The sequence below is a fragment of the Oryzihumus sp. genome, from assembly GCF_054325275.1.
On the sequence record NZ_JBTCWL010000036.1, the window covers coordinates 1 to 20770 of the forward strand.

Below are 20770 nucleotides of genomic sequence, written 5' to 3' on the forward strand. Positions count from 1 at the left end.
TCGGTGCCGCTGCTGACCAGGCGCACCTGCTCGACCGGCTCGACCCGCGCGACGATCTCCTCGGCCAGGGCCACCTCGTTCTCGCTCGGCGTGCCGAAGCTGAACCCCTTGGTCGCCGCCTCCTGCACGGCCGCCATCACGCTCGGGTGGGCGTGGCCGAGGATCATCGGCCCCCAGGAGCAGACCAGGTCGACGTACTCCCGGCCGTCGACGTCCCGCAGCCAGGGCCCCTGCGCGCTCGCCATGAACCGCGGCGTGCCACCCACAGCACGGAAGGCGCGGACCGGGCTGTTCACGCCGCCGGGCGTGACGCGGGCCGCGCGCTCGAGCAGGGCCTGGGACTCGGGGGCCTCGAAGGGGTATGCCGTCATGCCCCGATTGTCTCAGGCCGGCAGGACCCCCTCGGCCACCTCCTCGCAGGCCCCGGTGGCCTCGATGCCGTCGGCGATGGCCTGCATCGCCGTGCCCAGCGCGAGCAGCTGGGCGCGCGTGAGGTGGTCGGTCAGCGCAGCCCGCACGCTCGCGACGTGCAGCGGTGCGATGGCCCGCACCGCGGCATACCCCTCGTCGGTGAGGACGAGCTCGACGCCGCGGCGGTCGCCCTCGCACGGCTCACGGCGCACGAAGCCCCGCTTCTCCAGCCGGGAGGCGGTGTGCGTGAGCCGGCTGCGCGACTGCACCACCAGGCTGGCGATCTCGGACATGCGCAGCCGCCGGCGCGGGTTCTCGCTGAGCATCGACATGATCTCGTACTCGCTCAGCTGCACCCCGTGCGCGAGCAGGTCACGGTCGAGGGCCACCTCGAGGAGCCGGGTCGCACGTAGGTAGGAGCGCCACGCCTGCTGCTCCTCCTCGTCGAGCCAGCGCGGTGCGGTCAGGTCAGTGCTCATGGAATGTAGTTTACCGTTCAGTGGTTGAAGATTAAACTTAATCGGCGTACAGTCGACAACAGGACGCCACAGGCAGACCTTCCACAACCGGCCTGGGACGTGACACCACCCGCAATCACCCAAGGAGTATCTCGATGACCACCTTCTCCGACCTCACCCCCGGCACCTGGGACGTCGACGCCTCGCACAGCGAGCTGGGCTTCGTGGCCCGTCACCTGATGGTCACCAAGGTCCGCGGCCAGTTCAAGGACTTCCGGGCAACGGTCACCGTCGGCGAGCAGCTCGAGGACTCCTCGGTCGAGGCCACCGTTCAGCTCGCCTCGGTCGAGACCGGCAGCCCCGACCGTGACGGCCACCTGCGCTCGGCCGACTTCTTCGACGTCGAGAACAACCCGGAGATGACTTTCCGCAGCACCAAGGTCACCCCCGACACCCTCGAGGGCGACCTCACCATCAAGGGCGTCACCCAGCACGTCGTCTTCGACCTCAGCTTCAACGGCGTGGCCAAGGACCCGTGGGGCGGTACCCGCGCCGGCTTCGAGGCCTCCGCGGAGATCAACCGCAAGGACTTCGGCCTGACCTGGAACGCCGCGATCGAGGGCGGCGGCGTCCTCGTCAGCGACAAGGTCAAGATCAACCTCGACATCCAGCTCGTCGCCGCCCAGGTCCCGGCGACCGTCTGACCCCACCGCCACATGACGAAGGGCCGCACCCACGCCTCCGGGTGCGGCCCTTCGTCATGCCGTGGCGGCTCAGCGCAGCGCGCGGGCGGCCTCGACGGCGTAGTAGGTGAGGATGTTCTGCGCGCCGGCACGGCGGATCGCGGTGAGCGACTCCATCATCACCCGCTCGCGGTCGATCATCCCGGCCGCCGCGGCGGCCTCGACCATGGCGTACTCCCCGGAGACCTGGTAGGCGCTGACCGGCACCTCCGACTCGGCCGCGACGGCCGAGACGATGTCCAGGTAGGGCAGCGCGGGCTTGACCATGACCATGTCCGCGCCCTCGGCGATGTCCAGGCGCACCTCGCGCAGCGCCTCCACGGCGTTGCCCGGGTCCTGCTGGTATGCCGTCCGGTCGCCCTCCAGGGCCGACTCCACCGCGTCGCGGAACGGGCCGAAGAAGCCCGAGGCGTACTTGGCGGCGTAGGCCAGCAGGATCGTGTCGGTGTGCCCCGCCGCGTCGAGGGCGGCCCGGACGTGGCCGACCTGGCCGTCCATCATCCCGGACAGACCCAGCAGGTGCGCCCCGGCCTCGACCTGGGCCAGGCCCATCGCTGCGTAGCGCTCGAGCGTCGCGTCGTTGTCCACCCGGCCGGCGGCGTCGAGGACCCCGCAGTGGCCGTGGTCGGTGAACTCGTCCAGGCACAGGTCGGCCATGACGACGGTGTCGTCGCCGACGGCGTCCCGCAGCCGGCGGAGGCCGACGTTGAGGATGCCCTCCGGGTCGTCGGCGCCGGAGCCGACCGCGTCGCGGGTGGACGGCACGCCGAAGAGCATCAGCCCGCCGACGCCGGTCTCGACCGCCTCGACGGCGGCCTTCTCCAGCGAGTCCAGGGAGTGCTGGACCACGCCCGGCATCGACCTGATCGGCAGCGGCTCGGCCGCCCCCTCCCGCACGAACATCGGCAGGATGAGGTCGGCCGGGTGCAGCCGCGTCTCCGACACGAGCCGGCGCACGGCCGGGCTCTGCCGCAGCCGGCGGGGACGCTGGGCGGGGAAGCCCATCACTTGGCCTTGCGGCGCGAGGAGGCCTTCCGGGCGCTGGGCCGCACGACCGGCTCCCCGGCCTCGGTGGCGGCGAGGGCCAGGCCCAGGCCGTACTCGGCCAGCGCGTCGACGAGGGACTCGGCCGAGGCCTCGGCCGCGAGGACGTCGACCCGCAGGCCATGCTCCTCGGCGGTCTTGGCGGTGGCCGGGCCGATGCAGGCCACGACGGTCGCGGCGTGCGGCTTGCCGGCGATGCCGACGAGGTTGCGCACGGTGGAGCTGGAGGTGAACACGACCGCGTCGAACTTGCCGGTCTTGATCGCCTCGCGCACCGGTGCCGCCGGCGGGGCGGCGCGCACGGTCCGGTAGGCCGTCACGTCATCGACCTCCCAGCCCATCTCCTCCAGGCCGGCGACCAGGGTGTCCGTGGCGATGTCGGCGCGGGGCAGGAAGACGCGGTTGATCGGGTCGAGGACCTCGTCGAACGGCGGCCACTCGGCAAGCAGGCCCTGGGCCGACTGCTCACCGGAGGGCACCAGGTCAGGCTGCAGGCCCCACTCGCGCAGCGCCGCGGCGGTGACCCCGCCGACGGCGGCGATCTTCAGTCCGGCGAACGCGCGGGCGTCGAGGCCGAACTCGGCGAACTTCTCCTTGACCGCGCGCACCGCGTTGACGGAGGTGAAGCCGATCCACTCGTAGCGGCCGGTGACCAGGCCCTTGATCGCGCGCTCCATCTGCTGCGGCGTGCGCGGCGGCTCGACGCTGATCGTGGGGACGACGTCGCTGGTCGCGCCGTAGGAGGCGAGCCGGTCGGTCATCGGGCCGGCCTGGTCCTTCGTGCGCGGCACGAGGATGTTCCAGCCGAACAGCGGCTTGGTCTCGAACCACGACAGCTGCTCACGCAGGGCGACCGTGGCGCCGACGACGGCGAGGGTCGGGAACTCGACCTTGGCCGACTTCATCGTCGCGGCGACCGAGCCCAGCGTCGTGGTGTGGGTGCGCTGGGTGATCGTGGTGCCGCGCTCGGTCAGGGCGACCGGCGTCTCCGGGTCGCGGCCGGCGGTCAGCAGGTCGGCCAGGCCCCGGGCCAGGGACTCCGGCGTCCCGAGCACGACCACGGTGACGTCCGTGCCGGTGGAGCGGGCCCAGTCGACCTTGGTGTTGTCGCCGGAGACGACGTGCAGCGTCGGTGACGACGCGGACGTCAGCGGCACCCCGGCATACGTGGGCACGGCGCTGACGGCACTGACACCCGGGACGACCTCGAAGCCGATGCCGGCCTTGCGGCAGGCCAGGGCCTCCTCGGCCAGGCCGTTGAAGGTGGCCGGGTCGCCGTCCATGAGGCGCACGACGAGGCCGGTGTGACCGCCCGCGGCGCCGGCGGACCTGGCGGCCTTGACCACGAGCTTGGCTCGGGAGGCGTGGGTCAGCGGCTGGCCGTGCTCGCCGTGGCCGGCGTCGACGACCTCCACGCCCTCGCGGACGAACGGCGCGATGAAGTCCTCGCGGGCCACCTGGTCGATCACGACGACGTCGGCGGCGGCGAGGTACTCGGCGGCACGCTGCGTCAGCAGGCCGGGGTCGCCGGGACCGGCACCGACGAACGCGACCCGGCCCAGGGGCTTGCTGGTGCGGCTGGTCGTGGTGGCGGTCGTCTGGGTGTTGCTGGGGGTTGAGCGCGTGGGGCTCACAGGGCACGCTCCGGAGCGGTCGGGTCTGGGCGGTCGGCGGGGTCGTGGGGGCGGTCGGCCACGTGCTGGGGGTCGTGGTCTCCCGCCCTGCCTGGGTCGGGTGGTCGGTCCTCACTGACGGCCGGCCCCAGGCCGACCGTGACGATGTCGCGGGCTCCGTCCTCGAGCAGGACGGCGGCCAGCTCGCGGCCGAGACGCTCGGCCTCGGGCACCGGGCCGGTGACCGAGCGGCGCAGCTCGGCGGCTCCGTCCTCGCTGCCCACGAAGGCTCGCACGGACAGCTCGGCTCCGTCCATTCCCTCGACGACCTCGGCGAGGGCGCCGATCGGTGCGGTGCAGCCGGCCTCGAGTGCCGCGAGCAGGGCGCGCTCCGCGGTGACCGAGGCCCGGGTGTCGGCGTCGTCGAGGGGGCGCACGGCCGCGGTGGCCTGCGGGTCGTCGCTGCGCACCTCGACGGCGAGGGCACCCTGCCCGGGGGCGGGCAGCATCTGCAGCGGGTCGATCAGCTCGGTCACCTCGTCGAGGCGGCCGAGACGGGCCAGACCGGCGGCGGCGAGGACCACCGCGTCGACCTTGCCGTCGTGCACGAGGCGGAGGCGGGTGTCGACGTTGCCGCGGATGGCGCGGACGTCCAGGCCCAGGCCCAGGGCCGCGATCTGGGCCGCCCGGCGCGGGGACCCCGTGCCGACCACGGCGCCGGCCGGCAGCTCGCCGAGCGTGAGGCCGTCGCGGGCGACCAGCGCGTCGCGGGGGTCCTCCCGGCGCGTCACCGCGGCCACGGTCAGGCCCGGCTCGGGGGCGACGGGCAGGTCCTTGAGCGAGTGCACGGCCAGGTCGACCTCACCGGCCAGCAGCGCCTGGCGGATGGCCGCGGCGAAGACGCCGGTGCCGCCGATCGCGGACAGCGGCTGGGTGGAGGTGTCACCGAACGTGGTGATCTCGACCAGCTCGACCTCATGGCCGAGGGCGCGCAGCTGGTCGGCGACCCACCCGGACTGGGTGGTCGCGAGGGCCGAGCGGCGGGTGCCCAGGCGCAGGCGGGTCACGCCAGACCACTCCCCTCGGGCGGCACGGAGACGGCCGCGACGTCGTGCGGGTCGAGGTCGAACAGCTCGCGCAGGGCCTGGGCGTAGTCGCCACCCTGGCCCTCGCCGGCCAGCTCCTTGACCCGCACCGTCGGCGCGTGGAGGAGCTTCTCGACGACGCGGTGCACTGCCAGCTGGACCTCGCCGCGGGTGGTCTCGTCCAGCTGGGGCAGCCGCTGCTCGAGGCGGGACAGCTCGGCGGCCACGACGTCGGCGGCGCGGGAGCGCAGGGCGGCGACGGTGGGTGCCACGGCCTGGGCGCGGCGGCCGGTGAGGTAGGCGGCGACCTCGGCGGTCACGAGGTCCTGGACCTGCTGCAGCTGCGGGCTCACCTGCCCCGGGGCGAGGTCGGCGCCGAGCTCCTCGAGCCCGACGACGTCGACGGCCTCGACCTCGGCGGCACGCGGGTCGACGTCCCGCGGCAGGGCGAGGTCCACGAGCACCTGCGGGCGACCGGCCCGGTCGATGGCGGCGCGGGCAACCATGTCCGCGGTGAGCACGTGGCCCACGGCACCGGTGCACGAGATGACCAGGTCGGCCTCGCGCAGCGCCTGCTGCAGGTCCTCGAACGGCAGGGACCGCCCGCCGGTGCTGGTGGCCAGCCGCTGGGCCTTGCTGCGGGTGCGGTTGATGACCACCAGGTCACCGGCGCCGCCGCGGGCGACGGTCGTCGCGGCGAGGCTGCTCATCGAGCCGGCGCCGACGACGAGGACCCGCGTCTGCTCCAGCGGCCCGAGGGCGCGCGCCGCCCGGGCCAGCCCGGCCTCGACCAGGGACACGCTGACGGTGTCCAGCTCGGTCTCGGAGTGGGCCCGCTTGCCGACCCGCAGCGCCTGCTGGAACAGCGAGGCGAGGGTGCCGCCGGCCTGGCCGTCGGCCTGGGCGGTGCGCAGGGCCTCGCGCAGCTGGCCGAGGATCTGCCCCTCGCCGACCGCCATCGAGTCGAGCCCGCAGGCGACCGTGAACGCGTGGGCGATGGCCCGGTCCTCGTAGTGGACGTAGAGGTGCTCACGCAGGTCGCCCAGCGGCACACCCGAGCTGGCGGCGAGCGCCTCGCCGATCTCGTTGACTGCACCGTGGAAGGTCGCGGCCTCGGCGTAGACCTCGAGCCGGTTGCAGGTGGAGACCACGACGGCCTCGTGCACGCTCTCCCCGGCCCGGACGGTGCGGGCCAGCGCGGCCACGCCCTCGGCGTCGAGGGAGACCGACTCCAGCACCGGGATGGGGGCCGTGCGGTGCGAGAGGCCCAGGACGACGACGCTCACCGGATCACCTCGCGCAGCGGGGTGCGGCGGGCGGCGAGGGCCTTGCGCTGCTCGTGGAAGGCGAGGATCTGCAGCTCCATGGACAGGTCGACCTTGCGCACGTCGACGCCGTGGGGCACCGACAGCACGCAGGGGGCGAAGTTGAGGATCGAGCGCACGCCTGCGGCGACGAGGCGGTCACAGACGCCCTGCGCGGAGGCGGCCGGGGTGGCGATGACGCCGATGGCGATGCCGTCCACCTCGGCGACCCGCTCGAGGTCGTCCATCGGGCGGACAGCCACCCCGGCGATGTGCTGGCCGACGATGTCAGGGTCGTGGTCCAGCAGCGCGACGACGCGGAAGCCGCGGGTGACGAAGCCGGAGTAGTTGGCCAGGGCGTGCCCGAGGTTGCCCAGCCCGACGATGGCCACGGGCCAGTCCTGGGTCAGGCCGAGCTCACGGGAGATCTCGTAGGCGAGCAGGTCGACCTCGTAGCCGACCCCGCGCACGCCGTACGAGCCGAGGTGGGAGAGGTCCTTGCGCAGCTTGGCCGAACGCACCCCTGCCGCGGTCGCGAGCTCCTCGGAGGAGACGGAGGTGATGCCTCGCTCGGCGAGGTCCGTCAGGGCACGCAGGTACTCAGGTAGCCGGGCAACTGTCGCGTCGGGGATTCCTCGACGGGCTGCGGGGTCGGCGGTCACTGTCGCACCGGCTCCTTCCGTACAGGTCCGGACGTCACAAGGCCGGACTGGAGCGCGTGGGTTCACCTCAGGGTAGGTCTTTGTGAACACACGCACAAAGTCGCGAACCGACCCCGCCGTCTGGTAGGTGAGCGATGTCACCGACAATGCGCGGCTCAGCCCCCGAGCGCGGCGCGCAGGCGCCGCTCGTCGACCCTCCAGAAGTCGTGCTGGCGGCCGTCCACGAGCGTGACCGGGATCTGCTCGGCGTACTCCGCGAGGAGCTCCTCGTCCTCGAGCACCGACCACTCCTGCCAGCCGACGCCGAGATCGTCGGCCACCCGGGAGATGACCTCGCGGGCGTCGTCGCACAGGTGGCAGCCCGGCTTGCCGATCAGGGTGATGCGCGGTGCGGGGGTGGCAGGCACCTCACCACTGTATGCCGCGCGGCCGCCCCCTCCGGCCCGGTCTAGGCTGGTGTCATGGAGCTGCCGGCGGGGCCCGACGAGCACGAGACCGTCGCCGCTGCTGTCCACCTGCCGGATGGCCTCGACCACGCCCTGGCGGTGCCGGTGGACCCGACCGCCGCCGCGTTCTTCGACCTCGACAACACGCTGCTGCGTGGCGCGAGCGTCTTCCACCTCGCCAAGGGCCTCTACCGGCGCAAGTTCTTCGGCGCCCGCGACATCGCCGCGATGCTGTGGAAGCAGGCGTGGTTCCTCGCCGTCGGGGAGAACCTCGACCACGTCGCCAAGATCCGCGAGCAGGGCCTGGGCTACGTCGCCGGCCACTCGGTCACCGAGCTGACCGAGATCGGCGAGGAGATCTACGACGAGGTGATGGGCGAGAAGATCTGGCCCGGCACGCACGCCCTGGCGCAGATGCACCTCGACTCCGGGCAGCGGGTCTGGCTGGTCACGGCCACGCCGATCGAGGTCGCCGAGGTCATCGCCCGGCGGCTCGGCCTGTCCGGCGCGCTCGGCACGGTGGCGGAGACCGAGGACGGCCTCTACACCGGTCGCCTCGAGGGCGAGCCGTTGCACGGCGAGGCCAAGGCGGTGGCGGTGCGCGCCCTGGCGGAGCAGGAGGGGCTGGACCTGTCCCGCTGCTCGGCCTACTCCGACTCGGCCAACGACATCCCGCTGCTGTCCCTGGTGGGCCACCCCTACGCGATCAACCCCGACGCCCGGCTGCTCGAGCACGCCCGTGCCCACGGCTGGCAGGTGCGCGACTACCGCACCAAGCGCAAGGCGGCCAAGCTCGGCCTCCAGGCGGCGGGGGCCACGGCCCTGGCCGGAGCCCTCGCGGCGGCCTCGGCCCGCCGGCTGCGCCGCTGAGGGCCGCCCGAGGCGGGTTTCACGCCGGACCCCCCTGACATTTCGGGCGACTTTGGGGAGACTGTCCGCCGAGGAGGTTGCCCCATCGTGAGCCGGAGGATGCAGGGTCGCGTGAGCATGCCCGCGCGCCGGGGCCGCGCCCGTGCGGCGCGGTGGGCTGCGCCTGCCCCGGTGCCGGCCGGCATACCGGTCCTGCCCGACCACGGCCTGGGCGACGCCACGCGGTCGTTCCTGGACAGCCTCCGCGTCCTGCTCGCCGCGGCCGGCGGCGGGGCGCCCGGCGGGGGCGGCACCGCGCTGCAGCAGCCAGGCGGCGTCCCGGAGGACATGGACCGGGTGGCCGCCCTCGTCGAGCTGGCCCAGGGCGGCGACGCCGAGGCGTTCGGGCTGCTCTACGAGCGCTACGTCGACCTGGTCTACCGCTACGTCTACGTGCGCGTGGGATCACGGCACCTGGCCGAGGACCTCACCTCCGAGACGTTCGTGCGCGCGCTGCGCCGGATCGACTCCTTCTCCTGGCAGGGTCGCGACATCGCGGCGTGGTTCGTGACCATCGCCCGCAACCTCATCACCGACCACGCCAAGTCGGCGCGGTTCCGCCTCGAGGTCAGCACCGCCGACATGCTCGACGCCGACCGTCGGGTCGACGCGCCGGAGACCGAGGTGCTCCAGCACCTGCGCGACACCCGCCTGCTCGAGGCTGTCCGCGACCTCAAGCCGGAGCAGGCCGAGTGCGTCGTGCTGCGCTTCCTGCAGGGCCTGTCCCTGGCCGAGACGGCCGCCGTGATCGGCAAGTCCGAGGGGGCCGTCAAGCAGCTGCAGCTGCGGGCCGTCCGCGCCCTGCACCGGGCCCTGGACGGGGAGGTGCTCTGAGCGATGAGCGCGAACCTCCGCCTGCGTAACTTCCGGCCCGACCCGTCGTTCTCAGGACGAACCACACGCATGGGGCCGCAGTCTTCAACAGTCACCACCACAGGGGAGGGAACGCCGGTATGCCGTTGCTGAGCCGCCGCGCCGACCTCTTCCACCGCGCACTCGAGGGGGCTCCGGCCGCCGACGACGAGATCGCGGCCCTCGTCGGCACGGCCTCGCGCATCCCCACCCTCGACGGTCCCGCGTGCGCCCCGCGCCCGGAGTTCGTCGAGCAGCTCGGCGCGCGGCTGCGGGCTGAGGCGCAGACGCTGCCCGCCCGCCCCGCCAGGCCGGCCGCCGTTCGCCAGGTCCCCGGTGGTGGCCCGCTGGTGCTCGTCATCGGCAAGGGCCTGCCGCGGGTGCTGGTCGGTGCTGCCGCCACCGTGCTGGTCGCCTCGGCGGCCGTCGGTGTCGTCTCGCGTGCAGCCCTGCCCGGCACGGCGCTCTACCCCGTCAAGCAGCTGCTCGACACGGCCGCGGTCCAGCTCGCCGGCTCGGAGCACGACCGCGGGCTGACCCTGCTCGCCCAGGCCCAGCAGCACATCTCCGAGGCCGGCGACCTCGCCGACGGTGGGACCACCGACCCGGCCCCCTATGACGAGGCCCTCGGCGCGGCCTACGACGCCACGCTCGGCGGCCAGCGCACCCTCCTCGCGCTGTACGACCGCGACCACGACCAGCAGGCCCTCATCGCGGTCCAGGACTTCACCGCACGGGCGCTGCCCCAGGTCCAGGCGCTGCGCTCGCGCGTTCCCGCGGCCAGCGTGCCCGCGGTCGACCGGCTGCTTTCCGTGCTCCAGCTCGGCGACGAGGCGGTGGCCCGCAAGGTGGCGGTGTGCGGGTCGGCCTGCTCGGCACTGGACACCACGGGCGGTGGGCACGGCCCCGCCTCACTGCCCTCCCTGCCGTCCAGCACCGCAGTCCCGACGACGCCGGTGCGCGGCCTTGGCCTGCCGAGCGGCACCGCCTCGCTGCCCCCGCTCGTGCCGTCCGCCGGCTCGGTGAGCCTGGGCGGCGGCGGGGTGTCCGCCTCGCCCCTCCCGGGCGTCTCCATCTCGGTGCCGCTGCCCGGCGCCACGGTCGGCGGCAGCTCGTCCGGAGGCAAGCCCTCCGGGGGCATCAGCGCCTCCCTCCCGGGCGTCGGTGGCGCCAGCGTGGGCTCCGGCGGCGTCAAGGTCAGCCCCTCGGGCAGCTCCGCCTCCATCAGCCTGCCCGTGCCCGACCCGGTCGGTTCGGTGGTGGGCACCGTGGGTGGCGTCGTGGGTGGCCTCGGTCAGACACTGACCACCCCCACCCTGCCCAAGCTCCCCTGACCCGCCGGCTCAGAAGAAGACCGACCGCCGCTGCATCAGCAGGGAGTACAACGTCTGCTGGATCGTCTCGCGGACCTGGTCGGTGAGGTCGAACACGAGCATCGGGTCGTCCGCCGCCTGCGGCCCCAGGGAGTCGGTCTCCACCGGGGCGCCGAACTCGATGATCCACTTGCTGGGCAACGGGATCAGACCGAGCGGCCCCAGCAGCGGCCAGGTCGGCGTGATCGGGGCGTAGGGCGCGCCGAGCAGCCGGGCAACGGCCTTCATGTTGCCGATGATCGGGTAGATCTCCTCGGCGCCGACGATCGAGCACGGGATGATCGGCACGCCGGTGCGCAGGGCCGCCGAGACGAAGCCGCCCCGGCCGAACCGCTGCAGCTTGTACCGCTCGCTGAACGGCTTGCCGATGCCCTTGAACCCCTCGGGCCACACGCCGGCCAGCTCGCCGGAGGACAGCAGCCGCTCGGCGTCGGCGTTGGCGGCCAGGGTCGAGCCGCTCTTGCGGGCCAGGTCGCCGACCACGGGGGTCTGGAACACCAGGTCGGCGCCGAGCATCCGCAGATGCCGGTGAGCCGGGTGCTCGTCGTGCACCGCCACCTGGGTCATCAGCGAGTCCAGCGCCACGGTGCCGGAGTGGTTGGCCACGACCAGCGCGCCGCCCTCGGCGGGGATGTTCTCGATGCCCCGCACCTCGACGCGGAACCACGACCGGTAGAGCGGGCGCAGCAACGGCAGGTAGACGTGCTCGGTGAAGTCGGGGTCGAAGCCGAAGTCGTCGACGGTGTAGTCGCCGGTCAGCCGGCGGCGCAGGAAGGCCAGCGTGCCGGCCACCTGGCGCTCGACCTCCTCACCGGACAGGCCCGCGGCCTGGGCTGCGGTCCGCAGGATGCTCACGGCGGCCCGGACCAGCTCCTCCACCCCGCTGACGTGGATGCGGTCGGCCGCCGGGGCAGCCTCGGTCGGCTGGGGCTCGGGGGCTGGCGCCGTCGCAGGTGCGGTGCGGCGCGTGCCCGTGCGGCGCGCCTCACCCTTGGCGCGGGTCCTGGCCTTGCCCTCCGCCGCGGCAACGGGCCTTGGCTTGGCGACCGGGCGGGGCCGGTGGGCCTTGACCGGCGGGGCGCCGTTGTCCGCGGGGTCGCCGATGAGCGGGGTGCTGCGCCGCTTGGCCCGCTCACCGCTGGCCCGGGCGGCACCCGCGGCCAGGGCGTCGACACCCGACGGGCGCGGGCGACGGGCCTGGCCGGCCCCGGAGGCCTCGGCTCCCGGGGTCGCCCTCAGGGGCACGACGTTGGGGTCGTCCATCAGCTCTTCCTCCCCGGGCCGAGCGCGTGCGACAGGACGCCGGCCGCGGAGCCGGCGAGCTGGTCGACCGCAGCGGCCACCATGTCGGCACCAGGGACCAGGGGGCCGGAGTGCCGGGCGAAGTCCTCGAAGGCGCCCCGCGTGGTGAAGCGCGGCTCGAGGTGCAGCACCTCGCGCATGCGGGTGGTGTCCATGCCTCGCCCGAAGGCGAGGAACTGCATCTGGTCCGGGGAGAAGTCGGCGAGGCCAGCCCGGCGGACGAGCTGGCCGAGCAGGCCGCCTGCCGAGATCGGCACCGGCACAGTCGGGCGACCGACCAGCCTGGCTGCCTGCTGGACCGTGATGACGCCGTCGCCGGCGACGTTGACGATGCCCACGGATGGGCCGGTGGTGGCCAGCAGCAGCGCCTGCAGGGCGTCGTCCTCGTGGACGAACTGGAGCCGGGCGTCGAACCCGAGCGGGACCGGAACCACCGGCAGCGTGAAGTAGTCAGTCAGGCTGGTGCTGATGCCGGGCCCGATGATGTTGGCGAAGCGCAGCATCGAGATCTCGACGTCGGGACGGCGGCGCGAGAAGCCGCGCACGTAGCCCTCGACCTCGACCGAGTCCTTGCCGAAGCCCGCGCGCGGCAGGGCCTTGGGCCCCATGTCCTCGGTGAACATCGCCGGGTCGCGCGGGGAGGAGCCGTAGACCGAGGCCGAGGACTTCACCACGAGGCGCGAGATGCTCGGGGCCTTCTGGCACGCGGCGAGCAGCTGCATCGTGCCGATGACATTGATCTCCTTCTGGGAGACCCGCCCACCCGCGGTCACCGGGGTGGCGATGACGTTCATGTGGACGACGGTGTCCACCTCGGCCTGGGTGATGATCTTGCCGATCATCGGGTTGCGGATGTCGGCCCGGACGAACTCCGCGGTGCCGATGTCGTGCGGGGGCGGGATGACGTCGACGCCGATGACCCGCTGGATGTCCGGCTGCGCCGTCAGGAGGCGCGCGAAACGCCCCCCGAGGTACCGCGAGACGCCCGTGACGAGCACGACGTTCGCCACAGCTCACCTGCCTTGCCTCGACCTCGCGCCCACGCGACGCGTCCGTGCCCGGAATCCTACCGAGGCCTGCCCGGAAAGGGAGAAGTCGTCGGATGTCTCACAGGCGGTGGGCGCGCCCGGTCGGTGCCGGCCCGGCATACCGGGACGACGAAGGCCTCCCCACCGCGGGCGGTGAGGAGGCCTTCGGACCAGAAGGTGTTCCGGTTACTTCTTGTTGCGACGCTGGTGACGCGTCTTGCGCAGCAGCTTGCGGTGCTTCTTCTTGGCCATCCGCTTGCGGCGCTTCTTGATGACTGAGCCCATGTCTGTCCTTGCCTTGTCCTGCCGGTCGCACGCGGCTCACCCGCGTGGGACCAGCCGAAATTGGTGGTTGGTGCGTGTGCCGACGCCGGGCACGTACTCCGCACCTCGCCGAACAGTCCGGGTCAGCCTAGCGTCCCGGGCACCCCTTCGGAAAATCGCGGCGCGTAACCCGGTGGGCCGGGCCCTCGTTCTGGTGCCAACGGGGTCCAGCACCCCCTGACACCTGGAGAGACCAGTGACACGGATTCCTGGCTTCCGCGGGCGGACGCGCGCCTCCCGCCTCACCGCGTTGGGGGTGTGCCTGGCCGGCACCGCCCTCGTCACTGCACCGCTGGCCGCGGCCAGCGTCCCGGCCGCCTCGGCACCCTCCGTACCGGCCCTGGGGGACGTGGCCTCCTCCCTCGACCAGACCCTGGACACGCGCACCGTCGCCTCCGCCGTAGCCCCCGCCCGGGCCGCCACGGACGCCGCGCGGGCACTGCTCGCCTCGGCCGGACCCGGGGCACGGGCCACGTGGGACGAGCGGTTCGGCACGCTGAGGTCGTTGCGCCGTGCCGACGGCTACCTCACCGGCACGCGGGGTGGCAGCGCCGTCGACGTCGCCCGGGCGTTCCTCGCCTCCCAGCCGGCCGCCTTCGGGCTCACCTCGGCGCAGGTCGCCGGGCTGGCCGTGGTGCGCGACCACGAGCTGCCGACCACCGGCACGCACGTGGTGGACTTCGTCCAGGTGTATGACGGAGTGCCCGCCGCGCGCGGCGGCCGCCTCAACGTCGCGGTCACCAGGGACGGCAAAGTGCTCTCCTACGCCGGGGACCCCACGCCGGGCACCGAGGTGACCGGCTCGTGGTCGCTCTCGCCGACCCAGGCCCTGCTCGCGGCGAGCGGCGCCCTCGCCAAGGGCGTGGCGTTCGTGCCGGCCGTGGACGGCACCCAGGCGGGCTACACCCGCTTCGCCCGAGGGCCGTTCGCCGGTCCCTCCTACGTCAAGAAGGTTACCTTCGGCACCCGCTCGGGGGCCGTCGCGGCGTACAAGGTCTACTTCGTGAAGGACCTGGACCAGGCGTGGGAGGTCATTCTCGACGCGAGCAGCGGCAAGACCCTCTACCGCGCGTCCGTGGTCGACCACGAGTCCGACCCGCAGGGCACCGTCTACGACAACTACCCGGGGGCAGCCAACGGCGGGCAGCCGCGACAGCAGTCGTTCGGCCCGACCACGGCCTCACCCAAGGGATGGGTCGACCCGACCGGCCTGGTCGGCACGGGCATCACCACCTTGGGCAACAACGCCGACACGTACGCCAACTGGAGCAACTTCGAGGTGCCGGCCGACCAGGGGCCGCGCCCGGTCTCCCCGACGGGCAGCTTCAGCTACGCCTACTCCAACCAGTGGCGGGCCACCGACGGGGCGACGGTGCCGCCCTCCTACGCCGAGGACCTCAACCCGGCGGCGACCAACCTGTTCTTCCAGCACAACCGGATCCACGACGAGTACTACGGCTACGGGTTCACCGAGTCGGCCGGCAACTTCCAGGTGGACAACGGCACGAACGGCGGACAGGGCGGTGACCCGATCCTCGGGCTGGTCCAGGCCGGCGCGGCCAGCGGGGGCTCGCCGACGTACACCGGGCGCGACAACGCCTACATGCTCACGCTCGACGACGGCATCCCGCCGTGGAGCGGGATGTTCCTCTGGGAGCCGATCAACGACGCGTTCGAAGGGCCCTACGCCGACGGCAGCTTCGACATGTCGGTGATCCAGCACGAGTACACCCACGGCCTGTCCAACCGCTACGTCGCGGGCGGCTCGGCCCTCGGCTCGCAGCAGGCGGGCTCGATGGGTGAGGGCTGGTCCGACTGGTACGCCCTGAACCACGGCTTCGACGCCGGCCTGCTGACCAAGCCGGTCGTGGGGCAGTACGTCACCGGCAACGCCACCCGCGGCATCCGCAACTGGAACTACGACCAGGACCCCACCACGTTCGGCGACATCGGCTACGACCTGACCGGCCCGGAGGTCCACGCCGACGGGGAGATCTGGACGGCGATGTTGTGGGACCTGCGCAAGGCGCTGGTCGCGAAGTACGGCGCAGCCCGAGGCGGTGAGGTCGCGGCCCGGATCGTCACCGACGGGATGCCTCTGACGGCCCCGGACCCCTCGTTCCTCGACGCCCGCGACGGGATCCTTGCGGCTGACCTCGACCGCTACCACGGCGACGACACCGACCTCATCTGGTCCGTGTTCGCCAAGCGTGGCGCCGGCGCTTCGGCGGTGTCGGACACCGGCGACGACGTCGACCCCACCCCGGCCTTCGACCACCCAGCGGCCGCCCGCAACGGCACCGTCGCGCTGACCCTGGTCAACGCGACCACCGGCCAGCCGATCCGGGGCGCCAAGGTCATCCTGGGCCGGTTCGAGGCACGCGTGACGCCGCTCGGGCGCACCGGTTCCACCGGCGACTTCACCGTCAAGGCGGTCTCCGGCACCTACCCGCTGACCATCCAGGCGCCCGGCTTCGGCGTGCAGACCATCGAAGGGCTCACCGTCACCGCGGGGCAGAAGGCCAGCCGCACGGTCCGGCTGGCCCCCAACCTGGCCTCGACGGCGGCCGGCGCCCGGGTGGTCTCCGCCTCGAGCGAAGACCCGGGCAGCCCGGCGAAGTTCGCCTTCGACGACACCGCCGCGTCGGTATGGTCGACGGCCGACACCGGCACGGCATACAACGCTGGTCCTGACCAGCGGGCGACGGTGAAGCTGGCCGCCCCTGCCACCGTGTCCTCGGTGCGGATCAGCGCCTACAAGGCCACCAACGCCTCCCGGTTCTCGGCGCTGAAGGACTTCACCGTGCAGACGTCGATCGATGGCGTCACCTGGACGACCGCCCGGACAGGGGCGTTCGGCTACCAGGCGCCGCGGCCGACAGCGCCGGACCTGAACTTCGCCACGTTCACCCTGGCCAAGCCGGTCAAGGCCGGCTACGTGCGGTTCTTCATCGACTCGGTGCAGGGCGACACCTCGACCTATGCCCAGGTCGCCGACGTCGAGGTCTTCGGCTCGGGGGCCACCGTCGGCAACGGCTCGGTCGCCACCGACCCGCCGTTCACCGACTCGGGCACGATCACAGCCAACAACCCGGCCGCGGGTGACCCCACCGGGCTGCAGAACGTCTTCGGCGTCACCGGCACCGAGATGAACACCGCCTGCACCTTCCCGCCGGCCTCCCAGGGCGCCGACGGCTGGGTCAGCAAGCTGCCCGCCGGCTTCGGCGACGGGCTGCACTCGGCGACCGTCAAGGGCACCAGCGACAACCCCGCCGGATGGGACCTGGACCTGTACTTCCTGGACAGCTCCTGCCAGCTCACCGGCTCGGCGGCCACCGCCTCGGCCGACGAGTCGGCGACGATCCCGCCGGGCACGGTTTACGTGCTCAGCCAGCTCTACACCGGCGCAAGCGTGAAGGTCGACCTGACGGCGGTCGACACCCGCTGAGGCACCGCGCGCACGCGCTCCCCTGCTCACGGGGGCTGTCCGGGGTCCGGCCGGGCAGCCCCCGTGGTCCGTCACCGGGCACCTTGCTGGTCGCGGGCACCAACGACCCCCTCCGGCGCTGAGACGCCGCGAGACGCGCGAGGGCGGCCCGGATCAGGTCCGGTCCGCCCTCACCCGTGGTTGCTCACGTTCACGCGGTGTCGATGTAGGAAGTCCGCAGGTACTCGTGGACCGCGTCCTCCGGGACCCGGAAGGAACGTCCGACGCGCACCGCCGGCAGCTCCCCACCGTGGACCAGGCGGTAGACGGTCATCTTCGACACACGCATGATCGAGGCAACCTCGGCAACGGTCAGGAACCGCACCTCGGAGAGCTGCCGCTCTGTAGCCATGGTGTGCACCTCGATCCTCGGGACGGGACCCTGTCGCCGCCCGGCTCGCCGGCGACCCTGCCCGTCAATGCATCAGTCACGATAGGGGCTGGTGTGACTCGTGGGAAGCGACTTGGAGCGTATATCCGCCGCTTGTCCACCCGACACGCCGGGAATGACCCGTTATGTTGCGCACCTCGCCCCACCGTTGCTTACCCGGGGCCTCCCGGGGAGCGGACGCGGGCGGCTCAGTCGAACCAGACGTCGAGCCCGTGGAGCGGGAAGACGGCCTTGCGGGTGGCCATGACGGCCTGGTCGACCGGGTCCTCCGGGTCGTAGCCGACCTCCCACGAGCGCCACCACATCACGCCGCCCTCGGCAACCCCGTCACCCATCCGCTGCGGGGCGACCCGGGCGTACTCCATCCGGATGTGCTCGCGCCAGTCGTCAGGCACGTCGGCGTCGAGCGGGATCGGCTGGTGGGCGGCGATGGCGGTCAGGTGGGTCCACGCGCGCGGCACGACGTCGACCAGCTCGTAGCCCCCGCCGCCGAGGGCGACCCACCGGCCGTCGCACTCGGAGTGGGCCAGCCGGTGCAGGCTGTCGTAGGACGTGCGCTGGGCGTCGACGGACAGCGCGAGGTGGGCCAGGGGGTCCAGGAAGTGTGAGTCGCACCCGTGCTGGCTGACCAGCACCTGCGGACGGAACGCCCGCAGCAGCGGCGGGACCACGGCATGGAACGCCCGCAGCCAGGCGGCGTCGCCGGTGCCCGGAGGCAGTGCGACGTTGACCGCGGAACCCTCGGCGTCGGGCCCGCCGATGTCGCCGGGGAAGCCGGTGCCGGGGAAGAGCATCCGGCCGCTCTCGTGCAGCGAGACGGTCATGACCCGGGGGTCGTCCCAGAAGATCCGCTCGACCCCGTCGCCGTGGTGGACGTCGACGTCGACGTAGGCGACCCGCTCCGCGCCGTGGTCGAGCAGCCACTGGATGGCGATGGCGGCGTCGTTGTAGATGCAGAAGCCGGCGGCGTGGTCGCGCATGGCGTGGTGCAGCCCGCCGCAGAAGTTCACCCCGTGCTCGGCCTCGCCACGCCACACGGCGCGGGCGACGTCGACCGACCCGGCCGCGACACGGGCGCTGCTCTCGTGCATCCCGGTGAACGCCGGGTCGTCCTCGGTGCCCAGGCCCCGGGAGAAGTCCGCCGAGCGAGGGTCGGCCGACGCCTGGCGCACCGCCGCGACGTAGTCGGCGTCGTGGACGGTGAGCAGCAGGTCGTCGTCGGGGACGGGCGGGCTGACCACCTCTACGTCCGGGCGGGAGAAGAGGCCGAACGCGTCGCATAGCCGCGCGGTCAGGTCGAGGCGCAGCGGGTTCATGGGGTGGGAGGCGCCGAAGTCGTATGCCGTGAAACTCTGGTCCCAGATCACGCGCGCCTGTGTGGGCATGACTGGCACGCTACCGGGCGCATGCCCCCTGCGGGGGTGTGCGTCGCATCACCGAGACGCACGCGGAGGACCCTGATGGCGAGGAACCGGCTGTACGACGAGGACGTCGTGGTCATCGGTCTGGGCCGGTTCGGTGCGTCCGCGGCGATGGAGCTGCACCGGCTCGGCCACAAGGTCCTCGCGGTCGAGAAGGACCCGGCGATCGCCGAGCAGTTCGTCGGCAAGGTCGGCAAGGTCGTCGTGGGCGACGCCTCCCACCCCTCGGCGATCGAGTCGACCCGCGCCGGCAGCTTCCGCATCGCGGTCGTCGGCATCGGCACCTCGATCGAGGCCTCGATCCTGGCCGCGAGCAACCTCGTCGACGCCGGGGTGCCCTCGGTGTGGGCCAAGGCGGTCTCCCCCGAGCACAAGCGGATCCTGCAGCGGATCGGCGTGCACCACGTCATCCGCCCGGAGGCCGACTCGGGCCGGCGCGTGGCGCACCTGGTCAACGGCAAGCTGCTGGACTACATCGAGTTCGACGACGGCTACGCGATCGTCAAGATGGCCCCGCCCCGCGAGACGGTCGGCTTCACGCTGGCGCAGAGCCAGATCCGCAGCAAGTACGGCGTCACCGTGGTCGGGGTCAAGGCACCGGGCGAGGACTTCACCCACGCCGTCCCCGAGACCAAGGTGACCGCCCATCACACGCTGATCGTCAGCGGCCCCACCGAGCTGCTCGAGCGCCTCGCCTCGCGTCCCTGACGCGAGCCTCCCCGGTATGCCGGCCACCCGGCATACCGGCTGTGGTCACCGCATCATCGTGCTGGGGACCGCCCCGGGGTCGGCACCCAGGGGCAGCACCATGGCCATTTCCTCGGCGCCCTCTTCCTCACTGACCACCCGCATCGGGCGACGGTAGTCGGTGGTGCGGAAGCCGAAACTGCTGGCGAAGGCCACGCCCCGGCCGTTGTCGGTGCCGACCCAGTAGACGAGGTGGGCCTTGCCCTCGGCCTTGGCCTGGTCGGCGCCGGCCTGGACCAGCTTCCACGCCACCCCGGAGCCGCGGTGCTGGGGCGCGACCCACAGGCCGAACAGCTCGGCGACGTCCTCGCGCTCCTCCGAGGAGGAGCCCACGCTCACGACGCCGACGACCGTGCCCTCACGCTCGGCGAGGATGCGGCTCGAGCGGCGCATCCGCTGCCGCCAGAAGTCCTCGTCGTAGCCGGACTCCTCGGCGTGGGTGGCGACGAACGCCTCGGGCGACTCCGCCAGGGCGGCCAGGCGGACCTGGCGGTAGTCCTGCCACTCGTCTTCGCTGAGGGTGCGCACGGCGATGTCCGACATGACGTCACGATCCCATGGACTCGTCGGGCACGCGACGGGTGGCGACCGGGAGTTCACCCTGAACTCCCCTGCCGTTCATGGGAAACCCGCTGTGCTCAGAGGTCGCAGGCCATCTCGACCTCGCGGACGTCCGGATCGTGCGGGTAGGGCTCGGTGCGCCCCGTGGCGGCGAAGCCCATCCGCTCGTAGAGGCGGCGCGCCGCGGGGTTGCTGTCGACGACGTGCAGGATGACGCGCTTCTTGCCGGCCTCCCGCGCCCGCGCCAGGGCCGCCTGCACCAGCCGGGCGCCGATGGACCGGCCGCGGACCGTGGGGTCGACCCACATCCCGAAGATGTTGGCCTCGCCGGGCTGCTCGGCGAGGCGGTCGGACAGACAGACCGAGCCGACCGGGTCGCCGCCGCACCACGCGAGCCAGTACTCCGCGGAGCTGACGCGCTCGCGCCAGCCGTCGTCGTCGATGGTGAGGGCGTCGGCGTGCGTCGAACCGAACGCCCACGGAGCGTCGAGCAGCATCGCGAGACGGACGTCGCGGTACGCGCGCCAGTCGGCGGGGCTGACGGGGCGCACGTCGATCGAGGTCATGCCAGAGGATCACACGACAGACATCCGCCGGGCGAGCGGGTTT

At 72.8% G+C, this 20770-nt stretch carries 21 protein-coding genes; 6 read left to right on the forward strand and 15 right to left on the reverse strand.

What is annotated here, in order from left to right; translation table 11 throughout:
• Together ACXVGS_RS10825 and ACXVGS_RS10830 are read right to left on the reverse strand one after the other, a co-directional pair.
• Positions 1-371 (reverse strand): aminotransferase class III-fold pyridoxal phosphate-dependent enzyme (locus tag ACXVGS_RS10825; RefSeq protein WP_458536942.1); only part of this gene is annotated, 371 nt, incomplete at its 3' end.
• A gap of 12 nt (positions 372-383) precedes the next feature.
• Positions 384-890, reverse strand: coding sequence for a MarR family winged helix-turn-helix transcriptional regulator (locus ACXVGS_RS10830; protein WP_458528170.1), 507 nt, complete (start codon positions 888-890; stop codon positions 384-386).
• 134 nt (positions 891-1024) lie between these two features.
• Between ACXVGS_RS10830 and ACXVGS_RS10835 the strand changes: the two genes are divergently transcribed.
• Positions 1025-1573: a YceI family protein gene (locus tag ACXVGS_RS10835; RefSeq protein WP_458528171.1), complete on the forward strand. Its 549-nt coding sequence runs from the start codon at positions 1025-1027 to the stop codon at positions 1571-1573.
• A 69-nt stretch (positions 1574-1642) separates the two neighbouring features.
• Here the strand turns inward: ACXVGS_RS10835 and hemB are convergent, their stop codons facing one another.
• The 6 genes from hemB to ACXVGS_RS10865 all read right to left on the reverse strand — a co-directional run bounded on the left by hemB (position 1643) and on the right by ACXVGS_RS10865 (position 7727).
• Positions 1643-2617, reverse strand: a complete 975-nt coding sequence (gene hemB, locus ACXVGS_RS10840; RefSeq protein ID WP_458528172.1) for a porphobilinogen synthase — start codon at positions 2615-2617, stop codon at positions 1643-1645.
• The gene (locus tag ACXVGS_RS10845) at positions 2617-4290 is read right to left on the reverse strand and encodes a uroporphyrinogen-III synthase (RefSeq protein ID WP_458528173.1); all 1674 of its coding nucleotides are present in this window, start codon (positions 4288-4290) and stop codon (positions 2617-2619) included. Before ACXVGS_RS10845 ends, hemB begins: the two co-directional genes overlap by 1 nt.
• Positions 4287-5336 carry a hydroxymethylbilane synthase gene (gene hemC, locus ACXVGS_RS10850; protein ID WP_458528174.1) on the reverse strand — a complete coding sequence of 350 codons (1050 nt, stop codon included), beginning with the start codon at positions 5334-5336 and terminating at the stop codon, positions 4287-4289. The genes ACXVGS_RS10845 and hemC overlap by 4 nt, the downstream gene beginning before the upstream one ends.
• Positions 5333-6640 (reverse strand): glutamyl-tRNA reductase, encoded by a 1308-nt coding sequence (locus ACXVGS_RS10855; protein ID WP_458528175.1) that lies wholly within the window; start codon positions 6638-6640, stop codon positions 5333-5335. The genes hemC and ACXVGS_RS10855 overlap by 4 nt, the downstream gene beginning before the upstream one ends.
• Entirely contained in the window at positions 6637-7320 is a 684-nt protein-coding gene (locus ACXVGS_RS10860) for a redox-sensing transcriptional repressor Rex (protein WP_458528176.1), read from the reverse strand. The genes ACXVGS_RS10855 and ACXVGS_RS10860 overlap by 4 nt, the downstream gene beginning before the upstream one ends.
• Positions 7321-7475: 155 nt before the next feature.
• Positions 7476-7727, reverse strand: coding sequence for a glutaredoxin family protein (locus ACXVGS_RS10865; protein WP_458528177.1), 252 nt, complete (start codon positions 7725-7727; stop codon positions 7476-7478).
• 54 nt (positions 7728-7781) lie between these two features.
• On the opposite strand from ACXVGS_RS10865, the gene ACXVGS_RS10870 reads away from it, so the two are divergent.
• From ACXVGS_RS10870 to ACXVGS_RS10880, 3 genes are all read left to right on the forward strand, one after another.
• A complete protein-coding gene (locus ACXVGS_RS10870) occupies positions 7782-8636 on the forward strand; it encodes an HAD family hydrolase (RefSeq protein WP_458528178.1) in 855 nt (284 codons plus the stop codon).
• 117 nt (positions 8637-8753) lie between these two features.
• Positions 8754-9509, forward strand: coding sequence for a sigma-70 family RNA polymerase sigma factor (locus ACXVGS_RS10875; protein ID WP_458528204.1), 756 nt, complete (start codon positions 8754-8756; stop codon positions 9507-9509).
• 119 nt (positions 9510-9628) lie between these two features.
• Positions 9629-10861, forward strand: a complete 1233-nt coding sequence (locus tag ACXVGS_RS10880; RefSeq protein WP_458536943.1) for a hypothetical protein — start codon at positions 9629-9631, stop codon at positions 10859-10861.
• A gap of 9 nt (positions 10862-10870) precedes the next feature.
• Here ACXVGS_RS10880 and ACXVGS_RS10885 read toward each other — a convergent pair whose 3' ends face one another.
• The 3 genes from ACXVGS_RS10885 to ACXVGS_RS10895 all read right to left on the reverse strand — a co-directional run bounded on the left by ACXVGS_RS10885 (position 10871) and on the right by ACXVGS_RS10895 (position 13515).
• Positions 10871-12163, reverse strand: coding sequence for a 1-acyl-sn-glycerol-3-phosphate acyltransferase (locus ACXVGS_RS10885; protein ID WP_458528180.1), 1293 nt, complete (start codon positions 12161-12163; stop codon positions 10871-10873).
• Positions 12163-13212 (reverse strand): NAD-dependent epimerase/dehydratase family protein, encoded by a 1050-nt coding sequence (locus ACXVGS_RS10890; RefSeq protein ID WP_458528181.1) that lies wholly within the window; start codon positions 13210-13212, stop codon positions 12163-12165. Before ACXVGS_RS10890 ends, ACXVGS_RS10885 begins: the two co-directional genes overlap by 1 nt.
• Positions 13213-13416: 204 nt before the next feature.
• A complete protein-coding gene (locus ACXVGS_RS10895; RefSeq protein ID WP_003792170.1) occupies positions 13417-13515 on the reverse strand; it encodes a 30S ribosomal protein bS22 in 99 nt (32 codons plus the stop codon).
• Positions 13516-13750: 235 nt separating this feature from the next.
• Between ACXVGS_RS10895 and ACXVGS_RS10900 the strand changes: the two genes are divergently transcribed.
• Positions 13751-17002, forward strand: a complete 3252-nt coding sequence (locus ACXVGS_RS10900) for a M36 family metallopeptidase (RefSeq protein WP_458536944.1) — start codon at positions 13751-13753, stop codon at positions 17000-17002.
• A gap of 190 nt (positions 17003-17192) precedes the next feature.
• Here ACXVGS_RS10900 and ACXVGS_RS10905 read toward each other — a convergent pair whose 3' ends face one another.
• Positions 17193-17393 (reverse strand): helix-turn-helix domain-containing protein, encoded by a 201-nt coding sequence (locus tag ACXVGS_RS10905; protein WP_141789486.1) that lies wholly within the window; start codon positions 17391-17393, stop codon positions 17193-17195.
• 227 nt (positions 17394-17620) lie between these two features.
• The gene (locus tag ACXVGS_RS10910) at positions 17621-18817 is read right to left on the reverse strand and encodes an acetoin utilization protein AcuC (RefSeq protein WP_458531250.1); all 1197 of its coding nucleotides are present in this window, start codon (positions 18815-18817) and stop codon (positions 17621-17623) included.
• A 75-nt stretch (positions 18818-18892) separates the two neighbouring features.
• Here ACXVGS_RS10910 and ACXVGS_RS10915 point away from each other — a divergent pair, with 75 nt between their 5' ends.
• The gene (locus ACXVGS_RS10915; protein WP_458528184.1) at positions 18893-19561 is read left to right on the forward strand and encodes a potassium channel family protein; all 669 of its coding nucleotides are present in this window, start codon (positions 18893-18895) and stop codon (positions 19559-19561) included.
• A gap of 45 nt (positions 19562-19606) precedes the next feature.
• Here the strand turns inward: ACXVGS_RS10915 and ACXVGS_RS10920 are convergent, their stop codons facing one another.
• Together ACXVGS_RS10920 and ACXVGS_RS10925 are read right to left on the reverse strand one after the other, a co-directional pair.
• On the reverse strand, positions 19607-20143 hold the full coding sequence (locus ACXVGS_RS10920; RefSeq protein WP_458528185.1) for a GNAT family N-acetyltransferase: 537 nt from the start codon (positions 20141-20143) through the stop codon (positions 19607-19609).
• Positions 20144-20238: 95 nt separating this feature from the next.
• Entirely contained in the window at positions 20239-20727 is a 489-nt protein-coding gene (locus tag ACXVGS_RS10925) for a GNAT family N-acetyltransferase (protein ID WP_458528186.1), read from the reverse strand.
• Positions 20728-20770: the final 43 nt, after the last annotated feature.